General features: G+C 42.3%; 12 protein-coding genes, 1 pseudogene and 1 riboswitch. Of the genes and pseudogenes, 8 read left to right on the forward strand and 5 right to left on the reverse strand.

What is annotated here, in order from left to right; translation table 11 throughout:
• The first annotated feature begins 101 nt into the window (after positions 1 to 101).
• A riboswitch (M-box (ykoK) riboswitch) is annotated at positions 102 to 267 on the forward strand.
• 91 nt (positions 268 to 358) lie between these two features.
• The gene (locus MKY10_RS07155; protein ID WP_009967087.1) at positions 359 to 481 is read left to right on the forward strand and encodes a hypothetical protein; all 123 of its coding nucleotides are present in this window, start codon (positions 359 to 361) and stop codon (positions 479 to 481) included.
• A 17-nt stretch (positions 482 to 498) separates the two neighbouring features.
• The gene (mgtE, locus tag MKY10_RS07160) at positions 499 to 1,854 is read left to right on the forward strand and encodes a magnesium transporter (protein ID WP_003232543.1); all 1,356 of its coding nucleotides are present in this window, start codon (positions 499 to 501) and stop codon (positions 1,852 to 1,854) included.
• 42 nt (positions 1,855 to 1,896) lie between these two features.
• On the opposite strand, the gene tnrA is transcribed toward mgtE, so the two are convergent.
• Complete coding sequence (gene tnrA, locus MKY10_RS07165) at positions 1,897 to 2,229, reverse strand: MerR family transcriptional regulator TnrA (RefSeq protein ID WP_003232541.1); 333 nt, start codon at positions 2,227 to 2,229, stop codon at positions 1,897 to 1,899.
• 194 nt (positions 2,230 to 2,423) lie between these two features.
• On the opposite strand from tnrA, the gene MKY10_RS07170 reads away from it, so the two are divergent.
• The 3 genes from MKY10_RS07170 to MKY10_RS07180 all read left to right on the forward strand — a co-directional run bounded on the left by MKY10_RS07170 (position 2,424) and on the right by MKY10_RS07180 (position 3,446).
• The gene (locus tag MKY10_RS07170) at positions 2,424 to 2,579 is read left to right on the forward strand and encodes a hypothetical protein (protein WP_015252234.1); all 156 of its coding nucleotides are present in this window, start codon (positions 2,424 to 2,426) and stop codon (positions 2,577 to 2,579) included.
• 87 nt (positions 2,580 to 2,666) lie between these two features.
• Complete coding sequence (ykoL, locus tag MKY10_RS07175) at positions 2,667 to 2,849, forward strand: stress response protein YkoL (RefSeq protein ID WP_015252233.1); 183 nt, start codon at positions 2,667 to 2,669, stop codon at positions 2,847 to 2,849.
• A gap of 132 nt (positions 2,850 to 2,981) precedes the next feature.
• On the forward strand, positions 2,982 to 3,446 hold the full coding sequence (locus MKY10_RS07180; protein WP_003232536.1) for a MarR family transcriptional regulator: 465 nt from the start codon (positions 2,982 to 2,984) through the stop codon (positions 3,444 to 3,446).
• Positions 3,447 to 3,451: 5 nt separating this feature from the next.
• On the opposite strand, the pseudogene MKY10_RS07185 reads toward MKY10_RS07180, so the two are convergent.
• Positions 3,452 to 4,581, reverse strand: a pseudogene (locus tag MKY10_RS07185) (glycosyltransferase).
• 91 nt (positions 4,582 to 4,672) lie between these two features.
• On the opposite strand from MKY10_RS07185, the gene MKY10_RS07190 reads away from it, so the two are divergent.
• Positions 4,673 to 5,224, forward strand: coding sequence for a hypothetical protein (locus tag MKY10_RS07190; RefSeq protein ID WP_024572091.1), 552 nt, complete (start codon positions 4,673 to 4,675; stop codon positions 5,222 to 5,224).
• Positions 5,225 to 5,251: 27 nt separating this feature from the next.
• Here the strand turns inward: MKY10_RS07190 and MKY10_RS07195 are convergent, their stop codons facing one another.
• A complete protein-coding gene (locus tag MKY10_RS07195) occupies positions 5,252 to 6,064 on the reverse strand; it encodes a metallophosphoesterase (RefSeq protein ID WP_003245342.1) in 813 nt (270 codons plus the stop codon).
• Positions 6,065 to 6,256: 192 nt separating this feature from the next.
• Here MKY10_RS07195 and MKY10_RS07200 point away from each other — a divergent pair, with 192 nt between their 5' ends.
• The gene (locus MKY10_RS07200; protein WP_014479610.1) at positions 6,257 to 7,951 is read left to right on the forward strand and encodes a DUF6044 family protein; all 1,695 of its coding nucleotides are present in this window, start codon (positions 6,257 to 6,259) and stop codon (positions 7,949 to 7,951) included.
• A gap of 12 nt (positions 7,952 to 7,963) precedes the next feature.
• Positions 7,964 to 8,977, forward strand: coding sequence for a glycosyltransferase family 2 protein (locus MKY10_RS07205; protein ID WP_015252230.1), 1,014 nt, complete (start codon positions 7,964 to 7,966; stop codon positions 8,975 to 8,977).
• Between the two features lie 25 nt (positions 8,978 to 9,002).
• Here the strand turns inward: MKY10_RS07205 and MKY10_RS07210 are convergent, their stop codons facing one another.
• Complete coding sequence (locus tag MKY10_RS07210) at positions 9,003 to 10,838, reverse strand: DNA ligase D (protein ID WP_048655228.1); 1,836 nt, start codon at positions 10,836 to 10,838, stop codon at positions 9,003 to 9,005.
• A gap of 3 nt (positions 10,839 to 10,841) precedes the next feature.
• The gene (locus tag MKY10_RS07215; RefSeq protein WP_010886496.1) at positions 10,842 to 11,777 is read right to left on the reverse strand and encodes a Ku protein; all 936 of its coding nucleotides are present in this window, start codon (positions 11,775 to 11,777) and stop codon (positions 10,842 to 10,844) included.
• Positions 11,778 to 11,806: the final 29 nt, after the last annotated feature.

The following is an 11,806-nucleotide window of genomic DNA, read 5'->3' on the forward strand; positions in this document are numbered from 1 at the left end:
AGGCCCTTGTTTTGTTCCGTAATTGTGATGTAAGCGCATTTATTACTTTTTTGAGTTGACACAGCTTGTTTTTTTCTGTAATCTCAGTGTGTCAATTCAATTAGGAACTTCGTTAGGTGAGGCTCCTGTATGGAGATACGCTGCTGCCCAAAAATGTCCAAAGACGCCAATGGGTCAACAGAAATCATCGACATAAGGTGATTTTTAATGCAGCTGGATGCTTGTCCTATGCCATACAGTGCTAAAGCTCTACGATTGAAGGCGCCCGCACGCTTTTTTTGCCGTGCTTCTTTCACCTTCAATCCCGAAGGCTTTTTTTATGCCTTTAAAACGAAACCAATCAAAGGAGGTGCGGAGTATGGATTCTCCCCATTCGAGTCAATCTGAAGAAGTACCCATATACTATGACAGCAAGACAATTGATTACACGATGAGGAGACGAACTGCCGCACCTTCTGGCGAGGCCGGCACGTCTCCGTAGAGGAGGTACGAGTCCCGATGGTTCAAAACATGACCTATGACGAACTCATTTTACGCATCATTATTTTACTGCGAGACGGGAAAATCAGGGATTTTAGAAGTGTTATTGATGAGCTTCAGCCCTATGACATGGCATTTATTTTTAAAGAAATGCCGGAAAAACACCGCGCCCGCTATTTATCTTATTTAACTGTAGACGATATCACTGATATGATCGGGGAGCTGGAACGCGAATTTCAGCTTGTCGTCTTAAATAAAGTCGGAAAAACAAAAGCAACACTGGCGATGAACAAAATGGACAACGATGACCTCGCTCAATTGCTTGAAGAAATGGACGAAGAACTGAAGGAACAGCTTTTGTCCAGCATGGAAGCGTCAGAATCAAAAGCTGTACAGCTCTTGATGAATTACCCGGCTGATTCAGCGGGACGCATGATGACAAACCGGTATGTGTGGATTCCTCAGCATTACACGGTAAAAGACGCGGTCGTCAAACTGAAAAGCTTCGCTGAAATAGCTGAATCGATCAACTACTTATATGTTATTAATGAAAGCAAACAGCTGGTTGGGGTTCTTTCCTACCGCGATTTGATTCTGGGTGAACCTGAAGAAAAGGTGCAGGATTTAATGTTTACCCGCGTCATATCAGCAGATGCTCTTCAGGACCAGGAAGAAGTTGCCCGCCTGATTGAACGTTACGATTTTTTGGCAATACCGGTTGTAGAAGAAAACAACGTGCTTGTCGGCATTGTGACGGTCGATGATATTATCGACGTCGTTATTCGGGAAGCTGATGAGGATTACGAAAAATTTGCCGCTTCCGGTAAAGACATCACCTTTGACACAAAAGCTTACGTGGCGGCATACCGGCGCCTGCCATGGCTGATTTTACTCTTGTTTATCGGACTGATTTCAGGAAGCATTATCAGCTATTTTGAAGACGCGCTGAAGCAGGTTGTCGCGCTTGCGTTTTTCATGCCGATGGTGTCAGGGATGACAGGAAATACGGGAACACAATCTCTCGCGGTTGTTATCAGAGGTTTGTCTAAAGAAGAAATGAACAAAAAAACGATTGTGCGCCTGATCTTCCGGGAGTTCAGAACAAGTATTTTTATCGGAGCGGTTTGTTCTGTGCTGATTGCGATTGTTTCTATCATATGGCAGGGGAATGCGCTTTTGGGATTTGTTGTCGCCTCTTCACTGTTCTTAACCTTAATCATCGGCACGATGTCAGGAACGATTATCCCTATTATTTTGCACAAACTGAAAGTAGACCCGGCGATTGCTTCTGGACCGCTGATTACAACGTTAAACGATATTTTATCTTTATTAATCTACTTTGGCATTGCCACTGCATTCATTCACTCATTATAAACGTAAAAAGTCCGTCTCAACTGCGAGCCGGACTTTTATTATTTAACGGTTTTTGTACCGAAAGTGAGCATTAAGCTGCCCCTCCAGCATTTTTTTCCGCACTTGCGGATCGTTTTTTAACATCTGTTCTTTTTTGCGCATATCCTTTAAAATCTCTGCCGTCTGTACGCCGTCTTCACGCTTATTGGCGATATCCATCAGCCGCTCCACATCGGCAAAGGAGTATTTTCTTGTCCCCCTTGAAGAACGCTGCGGGTAAATGAGCTTTCGTTCCTCATAATACCTGATCTGTCTTACGGACAATCCTGTCAATTCACTCACAATTCCGATTGAAATCACTTTTTTGTCTTTATAAGAATGATCTTCTGTGGTCATTTTTCCACCCCTGGATGTCTTTTGATAATAGTATATAAAAAACAAAGAGAAAAAACCTGACGCTTGTCATATTTTCTAACATCAAATAGAAGATTTTTGAAAAAATACGGAAGAAAAATTAACAAGAATAATGCGTAACACCCAAGCGCGTTTTATCCTTTATGTAACGAATCAAACGAGGAGGAAGGATAATCATGGAGGAAGAAAAAGCGGTCTCACTGGCAAAAGAAATTATAGAGTTGGATATCAGGCGTGATGAAATGCTGGAGACGTTTATGCAGCTTGCCGGAGAACAGGCTTTTCAATTATTAAGATCGGTTCAAAACGGACAATACCGAAAATCTTCGTAAACATAAATTCTTTACATTAGATTCATACCACGTTCATTTAAAAAGAGTATCTTTTGTATAGGATACCTCAAAATGAAGGAGGACGCTATGAGTAATTTATTGAAATCAGCTTTAGAAAAAGAACGAAGCCATTATTCTGAAAAACTCTATCAGATTGGGGTTTATAATAAAGAGGTCATGAACAAAATGACGATTTCTGAGCTTCGGAAAGAATACGCTTATTTCTTTCGAAGCATTACAAATCATAAAAATTATCCTTATACAAGATAATGTATAAGGATTTTTTTGCTTTTAGAAGGAATTTCTCGAATTATAGCGAATACGTATAGTAAGGGACTGAACTCTTATTATATGTAAGGGTTTTCATTATTTTTTTATAAAAATCCTATATACGAGGTAGATATGATGAGATTATCGTTTAACGAAGAAGAAGTTGAGCGTGCGATGAATTTGTACAGAGTTTTTGCAAGGGCTTTCAAAAGTGTGTCCGAACATAGTATCCGTGATAGCAAAGAGCACGGTTTTAATCCCACTGAATTTGCTGTACTGGAGCTCCTGTACACAAGAGGCCCGCAAAAATTACAGCAAATTGGGTCGAGACTTCTGCTTGTAAGCGGAAACGTCACATATGTTATTGACAAACTAGAAAGAAACGGGTTTTTAGTAAGGGAGCAGGACCCGAAAGATAAACGCTCTGTTTACGCACATTTAACTGACAAGGGAAATGAGTATTTGGATAAAATTTATCCGATTCATGCACTGCGTATTGCGAGAGCGTTTTCAGGCCTTTCGCCTGATGAACAGGACCAGCTGATTGTCCTGCTCAAGAAAGCAGGCATACACAGCCAGCATTTGCTGTTTCGTTAACTATTCTACACTCTCTGTTTCAGGAGAGTGTTTTTTTGTTTCATAAGATTCTTTTTAAAACATCTTCAATCTTCCTATCAGACATTTCGCCAAGGTATCCATTGACGTGTTTTTTATACTCCTTCATCTGTTCGTTCGATTGAAAAAATGCCGCGATATACTCTTCTGCTTTCTTCATGTCCCAGTTTCTCATATCTGTGACGAGTTTCCTTTCATGTAGAAGGTTTAAATTCATTTCCTCCTGTCCCGGCAGTGCATGATAAATAAATACCGGAAGCCTCTTCTGTAAGCATTCACTGATGGTCACGCCTCCGGGTTTTGTCATGATGCCTGTCGCCTGTTCGTACAAACGGTTCATCTCTGCTTTGCTGTGAAGGTAAGGAATCGCCTCAATCAAGGGGTGGTGTAAACTTTTGACATAGGAGTAGAGCTTTTCGTTTCTGCCGCATAATATTTTGTATAAGATCTTTCCGCCTGGCGACAGTTCCTGCACCCATTTTAAAATCCCGCCGACCCCCATACTGCCCCCTGTGATGATGATGGTATATGGCGGGTGGTGCTGCAAGGTATCTGCTGATTCCATTTCAAAATTTCGGTGAACTGGAATACCGGTCAAGTATATGTTGTTCTGATCGATCCCCTCTGATATTAGCTGCTTCTTTACTTCCGTGCTCGGAACAAAATGGTAATCAATGTTCTTCCGTCCCCATAATTGATTTACGAAAAAATCAGTGTATACATTCACAACCGTCAGATTCGGATATTCAGGCTTTAATCGGTTCAGCAGATAAGAAGGCAGCGCATGTGTGCAGAAGGCGATATCAGGCTGTTTTTCTTGGAGAATGTGCCTCATTTGCTGTGTGAACAGCCATTCGTACATGAAATAGCGTTTGTCATGCTGAAATTCTCCGCAGGCGAGGAGCCTGTAAATGCCGCTGTACGTTTTCGGGAAATATTGAATCCATTTTAAATAAGCCACGGAGGACAATTTTTCTAACCGCCTATACGCATGTGAAAAGATATCAATCTTTTCAGCTGCCAGCCCTTGAGACTCTAATTCAGCCTGCAATGCATCAGCCACATGATGATGGCCGGTGGAAATGCTTAAAAAAGGAAAAATGAGAATGTTTTTCATGACAGTCCTCCTTAAAAAATATGGCAACTATATTTTGAGGAGAACGTTCACAAAATATAAGGGTGTCTTTGATCACAAGGAAGGTGAAAAGATGAAAACCTGTTTCCTTTCCATTTGGAGAATGGTTGATCCGATTTATTTCTTTTTTTCAAGGCTAAGCTTGATTGACAACGATCAAAAAAGCGTTTTTCGAGTCAGGCTGACGAAGTATAAAGGACATCATGTCGTACTGAGCGATGGAACGCATATTAGAAAAAATGATGTACTCGTTAAAATTCATCTGCACAATATTAAGCTGATAAGAGAACTGCAAAGCATTGAGAGCGCAGTCAGAAAAGGAATCATTATTTATCAGAAAGTATATCAATCGATGCCGCTTCTTCTTGACTATATCAACAATCATAAAAAAAGCGAGAAAATCAAAGGAATCATTGGGATTACAATGCTTGACAAAGGTGTGGAAAGGCTCGGCTTTGATGTGATCACCCCGGTGAACCCTTTTTACAGATGCTTTAAAAAAGTGTCTCATGTGCCGATTTTATATTTGACTTCAAAGCCTGTGAGCTTGCGGCATTTACCGAATTCATCCTATTTGTTTATCTCAAAAGAAAAGCTGCAGAAAACCTATCAAAAAAAAGACTGATGCCTCGGTCAGCACAGTCTTTTTTGATTAAATCTGATGAAATGTCACTTCAGGGCGGCTTCCGACACGGATATTTACGCCGGTTTGTCCCAAGCCTTCGCTGATATAAAATGGTTTATCGTGATGATAATGAAGGCCTTTAATCATGTTCATCCGCACGAGCTTGCCCATTTTCACCAAATGATACGGTTTTGGCCAGTGAATTTGCCCGCCGTGAAAATGCCCTGACAGCAGGTAATCATAATGAACATCTTTCATATCCAGAATAATATTTGGGTCATGTGTTAAGACAAGATGATAGCCATTTTCCAGACTTTGATAAGAGCCGGTGATATTACTCCGATTCGTACTGTAATCATCAATGCCGATAATATTGACTGGCCCTGCAGCCGTCTCGATTCGAACATGTTCATTTTGCAGCGTGATACAGCCGTTTTCCTCTAAAACTCGCTTCAATCTCTGAAAGTCCTCTTCTTTTAATACATAATCGTGGTTACCGAACACCGCGTACATTCCATATGCAGGCTTCAGCTTTTGCAAGGCGTTCAAGTAACCTGCCAGCTTCGGAATATTACGTTTCCGATCAAGAAAATCCCCGGTAAGAGCAATGATGTCCACAGGCTGATCTTTTGTTAAATGATACAGCTCCTCAGGTGAGACTGAAATGTTTTCCAAGTGAAGATCTGATAAATGAAGGATATTTAATTTTTTTCTGGCTGGAAGGCCGTCTTTTTGGTCGATTGAAATGGTGTTGACTTTCACATCTTTTGTATTGCGGTTCGCTTTATATAGAAATGGCACAAATACGAGTATGGCCAATGAAAGTAAGATTGTAAACAAAATATATCCCCTCCCTTCTATCAGTATAGTAAGTGATCAAGCCCTATGGATAGCGGGAATTAATGGGTAGAGACAGGTTGAAAAACGGATTGTCATATGATGAATGATTTGGAAGGGAAAAGGGATAATAAATTTTGACACATGAGGCAGAACATGCCGACGGAGTCAGAATAACAAATGGATGTGTAAGCAATGTTACGATTGATGAGACAACAAAAAAAAGAAACATATTATCTCTGGATCGCATTATTTCTTCTTTTATTGTATGTATCCCCGCTTTTTATTTTAAAGGAAGATGCCCATATCCGGGTCCACGATAATTTAGATTCCAACATCGCTTGGTACAAGGTTCTGGCCGATAGCGGAGAAATCGTCGGCAAGGTTGACGCTGCCATTCCTCAAATCATTAACGGGCTGCCCCGGGATGCCTTTGGCACCGAGTGGAGCGGAATTGTTTGGCTCCATGCTTTCTTTTCTTCCATGACCGCCTATGCAATAAGCCAGACGGTTACAAGAGTTGTCGCTTTTTTTGGAATGTATGTGCTGCTGAAGAAACATATAATCCCGGAACCAAAAGCGGCTTTCATCCGAATTGGCGTATCGCTTGCATTTGCCTTAACACCGTTCTGGCCTTCGGGAATGCTGAGTACGCTTGGGTACCCTTTGGCACTGTGGGCTTTTTTAAATATCCGAAAAGGGGATATCTCATGGAGAGAGTGGCTGACGCTGGGCTTGCTCCCTCTATACTCAAGCTTTGTTCTAGGTTTCTTCTTTTTCCTGGCAGGGATGGCGTGTTTTTGGCTGTATGATGCCATTACAAAAAGAAGATGGAATTTGATGTTCTTAGGCAGTATTGCATTTATGACGAGTATCTATCTTTTCGTTGAATATCGGCTTGTCTATTCGATGCTGTTTGAACACGCACCGATGCATCGTATCGAATTTATCTCATCCAGGCATGACGTTTGGCATTCTCTTCGGCTATCCGTAAAAAACTTTGTCTATGGCCATAATCATGTGATGACCGTTCATACCGTTGTCATCCTTCCGATCCTGCTGGTCGTATTTGCTGCTCTGCTGTTCAAACGAAATCGGACAAAGCCAGAAAATGTGTATCTGTTTTTATGTGTGCTTAATTACGGATTGTCATTATGGTATGCGTTTTGGTTCAACAAAATTTGGGCTGTTCCAAAGCAGAAATTTGCCTTTTTAGCAGAATTTAATTTTGCCCGTTTTCATTTTCTTCGGCCGCTTGTTATATACGTGAGCTTTGCGCTTGCTTTATATCTCATTTGGCGGATGGGGAAAGGATGGAAATGGCTTGTGTACGCCGCAGTCGCTGCACAGCTGATGGTGTTGGCGCCTTTTAATGAAGAATATACGTATGGCGTTCATTACAACGCGCCGACATTCAAGGAGTTTTATGCATCGGAGCAATTCAAAGAGATTAAGGAATATATCGGACGTCCGCAGGATTCGTACAGGGTGGCGAGCATCGGACTGCATCCGTCTATCGCCCAATATAACGGGTTTTATACGTTAGATACGTATAACAATCTGTATCCGCTTTCATATAAATATGAATTTAGGAAAATCATCGAAAAAGAGCTGGAAAAAAATTCTCGGCTGAAACAATACTTTGATGAATGGGGCAGCCGCTGCTACCTTTTTGTCGATGAACTCGGTAAACGATATGATTTCAAAAAGAACTCGAAGAAAACGATCAACAACCTTCAATTAAATACAGATGTATTTAAAAAAATGGGCGGACGGTACATTTTTTCTTCTGTTCCGATCATGAATGCTGAACAAAACCATCTCGCGCTCGTAAAGACGTTTGACCATAAAGATTCCGCCTGGCGCATTTATTTATATGAAACAAGATAAGGAGGATATCGATTGAAACAGTCACAGCCAGTATTAACCATCGTCGTCCCGTGTTTCAATGAAGAGGAAGTGTTTCAAGAAACAAGCCGTCAGCTGACAGAGGTTGTAGATGATTTAATTGAAGAAAAATTAATTGCTGAAGACAGTAAAATTCTGTTTGTCGATGATGGCAGCAAAGACCGCACTTGGGCTTTGATTGCTATGGAGAGCATAAGAAACAAGAAGGTTACCGGCTTAAAATTAGCCTGCAATGTCGGCCACCAAAAAGCGCTTTTAGCCGGACTGCATAAAGCGAAGAATAGGTCAGACTGCGTCATTTCGATCGATGCTGATCTTCAGGACGACATCTCTGTGATCCGGGATTTTATGCTGAAATATCATGAGGGCTGCGAGATCGTTTACGGTGTACGCCGGAGCAGAAAAACCGATACCTTTTTCAAGCGCACGACCGCGTTAGGGTTTTATCGTCTCATGAATAAGCTTGGGATTAAATTAATTTATAATCATGCTGATTTTCGTTTAATGAATAAAAGGTCCCTCGAAGAGCTCGAGCGTTATCCGGAAGCGAATCTGTTTTTAAGAGGTATTGTCCCCATGATCGGCTTTAAATCGGCCGAAGTTTTATATGACCGCAAGGAACGCTTTGCCGGCAAAACGAAATATCCGCTGAAAAAGATGCTATCCTTCGCTTTTAACGGGATTACTTCATTCAGTGTCGCACCAATTCGATTCTTTACGCTTTTAGGGTTTGTTTTGTTTTTCCTCAGCGCTGTGGCAGGGATTGGTGCGTTTATTCAAAAGCTGCTCGGCCATACGAATGCAGGCTGGGCGTCTCTTATCATATCCATTTGGTTTTTGGGCGGGCTGCAATTGATGGGAATTGGAATCATCGGAGAGTATATTGGAACGATTTTTTCTGAAGTGAAAAGACGGCCGAAATACGCGATTGATATTGATTTGTATAATGAACAGCTGAGCCCGCTTCAGCGCCAGGAAAAAGAGCGGTTAGAAAAAAAGTACAGTTAAACACGGAAAGAGCTGACTTCATTAGTCAGCTCTTTTTCTTCAACTGATGCAATATAGCGCTAAGCGGTTCGTCTTGCGGGTTGCGGTAAAAATCAAAAAATGGGCAGCCCTGCTTCTTAATTCGATCGATGACCGTATCAATTGTAAACAGAGCGGGTGTTAAAGATGATTGCACCTCATGCCAGTAGAGCGGGGCTGCAACAGTCCCAAGCTCATTTCCTCTCGTCGAATAGGGACAGATAATCGTTTTTCCTTCTGCATGCTGCAAATAATCAAGATACAATTTGCAGTGTCTGTTTTTAATCAAGCGTTCAGTGGTAAAGAGCTCGGGAAATGCATTGGTGCAGTACTCTGCGATCAGCTGCGTAAATTGGCGTGTTTCTTCATACGTAAATGCCTCGGGAGACAAGGGAATATAAAGCTGGATGCCTTTGTTGCCGGACAGCTTCGGGTACGATGTGATGCCAAAGGAATCCAACAGCCGCTTCAGTTCATTTGCGGCCTGCACGGCCATAAGAAAGTCATCTCGCGAAGGCGGGTCTAAATCAATGACAATCTCAGCCGGACGCCTGCTTTTAATGGTTTGAAAAGGAACGTGAAACTCCAAAGCAAGCTGGTTGCAAAGCCATAACAATGTAGACATATCCTCACAGACAATATGTTCATGGCTTCCATCATAGAAGGACTGAACAAAATCCGGCGCATAGTCCGGCTTGTTTTTTTGGAAAAATGATTCGCTCCTAGATCCATGCGGATAGCGGATGACGGTGACAGCCCGGTTTTTCAGAAATGGGAGCAGGTAGTCACTGACTTCAATCATATACTGAATAAAATCTTCTTTTGTTTTTTTATTCTTTTTAAATATGATTTTATCCAGGCTTGTGAACTGGAGTTTTGGGTGAACCGGTTTGGAGTGTCGTATGACTTGCGCATACGTGCATTCGGTCCAGTCCATTTGGAATTCGAAACCGATAAACGATACCTCTCTTAATGTGCCATGGAGAATTGTTAAGTATTGAACAGCTGCACAAATCGAAGGTTCAAGCTTAAACTCGCCTGAGGGTGTTTGATGTCCGTGCTGTTCCATAATCTCGCGTATAGCGCTTTTTTCCTCATCGCGCATTCCGTGCGAGACAGAGGCAATCGGTGTCATTATTCCGTTTTTTAACACCGATACCGTCAGAAACCCGTTGTTAGGGTTGAACCCTGTTATGCAAACATAAGCTTGTTTAAAGTTTTTATATTTGAGCCAATCGGACGACCGCTTCTTTTCAAGCCATTTGCTGTTTGTTTTCTTCGCTACAATTCCTTCTCCGTCATATTTTATTACCATCTCCCAGAGTTGATCAAAATGATCATAACAGGGAATGGATTGAATGGTTTCTTTTGCGTAAGGATCTGGAGATGCAGGAAGCTTTGCTGCGGATATGAGTTCACGCAGCGATTTTTTGCGGTCCAAATACGAAAGAAGCGTTACATCTTCTCCGCTTCGCTCTAACAAATCAAAGGCGAGAAAGCAGCACGGCCGCGCGTTTGCCGATTCCTGAATCTTGTCTGGCCTTTTCAAACGCCCCCGCACTTGAAGGTGTTCAAAATCTGCACGACAGGGATTCACCAAACATACGATTTCACCGTCAAGTGTCAGCGGAAGCTCTTTTTCTAGGTGCTGAAAGGCAGTTTTGGCGAATTGTGTGATTTCAGGGAAGGTGCTGCTGAGCTCCACACCATTTCTGCTGGTTAAGGTCACACCTGAAGAATGGATGCGGAGAATACAGCGGTACCCATCATATTTTACTTCGTAACGCCATTCTGCTCCGATTGGCGGTGACGAAGTTAAGACCGGCTGCATGGTAAACGCCATGCGCTATGATGTGCCGGAGGCTTTTTTTCTAGTTGTTTTTTGTTTTTTATCTCCGGCTCCTTTCGGTTCAGCGGCTTGTGCAGGTGCGGCAGCCGGTGTCTCCCGGTTCGGCCTTCTGGTTCTGTCGATGCTGGCTTGCAGAGCGCTTACCAGGTCAATGACATCTTCACGAGGTGGCGCTTTATCAGGAGTGACAGCCGTTTCTTTATTTTCTAGCTTGTCGTTGACTCTTTGCAGCAGCGCCTGTCGGTACGTGTCTTCATATTTCTCAGGCTCAAACTTAGCAGTCAGTTCATCTATTAATGTGATAGCAGTTTGCAGTTCCTTATCGTTTACATTCGATTGATCAGGTACACCTGGGACTTGAGCGGCGCTTCTGACCTCATCGGGATAATGGATAGACTCCATGACGATACAATTTTCATAAACGCGGAGAATCGCCAGCTGCTGCTTTGACCTGATTGTCATATTGGCGATACCGATCTTTCCGGTTGAGCGCAGCGCCTCACGCAGCAGGGTATAGGCCTTCGTCCCATTATCCCCGGGGCCGACAAAGTAGGAGCGGTTAAAATAAATCGGATCAATTTCCTGAAGCTGAACAAAGTCAACAATCTCAACTGCTTTCTCCTCATGCTCCTGTTTTAAGCTTTTTAAATCTTCGTCTGTCAGCACTACATATTTTCCTTTTACATATTCATATCCCTTCACAATTTCATCAGGACTAAGAGTTTTTTCGCAATTTGTGCAAACTTTCTCGTATTTGATTGGTGCGTGATCCTCTTTATGGAGGCTGCGCAGTTTAATATCTTTATCTTCTGTGGCCGCATATAGCTTGATGGGGATGTTTACTAATCCGAAGCTGATCGATCCCTTCCACATTGTATGCATATCGATAAACCCCTTTTTTTCTTTAGTGTGAAGAGAAGGAGTACGATTCATGTGTAGTAACTTATGGGTGAAAAAAAGCC

Origin of the sequence: Bacillus sp. FSL P4-0290, from assembly GCF_037975435.1 — a bacterium.
Classification (GTDB): domain Bacteria; phylum Bacillota; class Bacilli; order Bacillales; family Bacillaceae; genus Bacillus; species Bacillus subtilis.

Excerpts from the sequence above, each read along its gene's own strand:
- MKY10_RS07200 (WP_014479610.1), top strand. The coding sequence starts at position 6,257 with ATGTTACGATTGATGAGACAACAAAAAAAAGAAACATATTATCTCTGG.
- ykoL (WP_015252233.1), top strand. The coding sequence starts at position 2,667 with ATGAGTAATTTATTGAAATCAGCTTTAGAAAAAGAACGAAGCCATTAT.
- MKY10_RS07190 (WP_024572091.1), top strand. The coding sequence starts at position 4,673 with ATGAAAACCTGTTTCCTTTCCATTTGGAGAATGGTTGATCCGATTTAT.
- tnrA (WP_003232541.1), bottom strand. The coding sequence starts at position 2,229 with ATGACCACAGAAGATCATTCTTATAAAGACAAAAAAGTGATTTCAATC.
- MKY10_RS07180 (WP_003232536.1), top strand. The coding sequence starts at position 2,982 with ATGATGAGATTATCGTTTAACGAAGAAGAAGTTGAGCGTGCGATGAAT.
- MKY10_RS07170 (WP_015252234.1), top strand. The coding sequence starts at position 2,424 with ATGGAGGAAGAAAAAGCGGTCTCACTGGCAAAAGAAATTATAGAGTTG.
- MKY10_RS07215 (WP_010886496.1), bottom strand. The coding sequence starts at position 11,777 with ATGAATCGTACTCCTTCTCTTCACACTAAAGAAAAAAAGGGGTTTATC.
- MKY10_RS07210 (WP_048655228.1), bottom strand. The coding sequence starts at position 10,838 with ATGGCGTTTACCATGCAGCCGGTCTTAACTTCGTCACCGCCAATCGGA.
- MKY10_RS07155 (WP_009967087.1), top strand. The coding sequence starts at position 359 with ATGGATTCTCCCCATTCGAGTCAATCTGAAGAAGTACCCATATACTAT.
- mgtE (WP_003232543.1), top strand. The coding sequence starts at position 499 with ATGGTTCAAAACATGACCTATGACGAACTCATTTTACGCATCATTATT.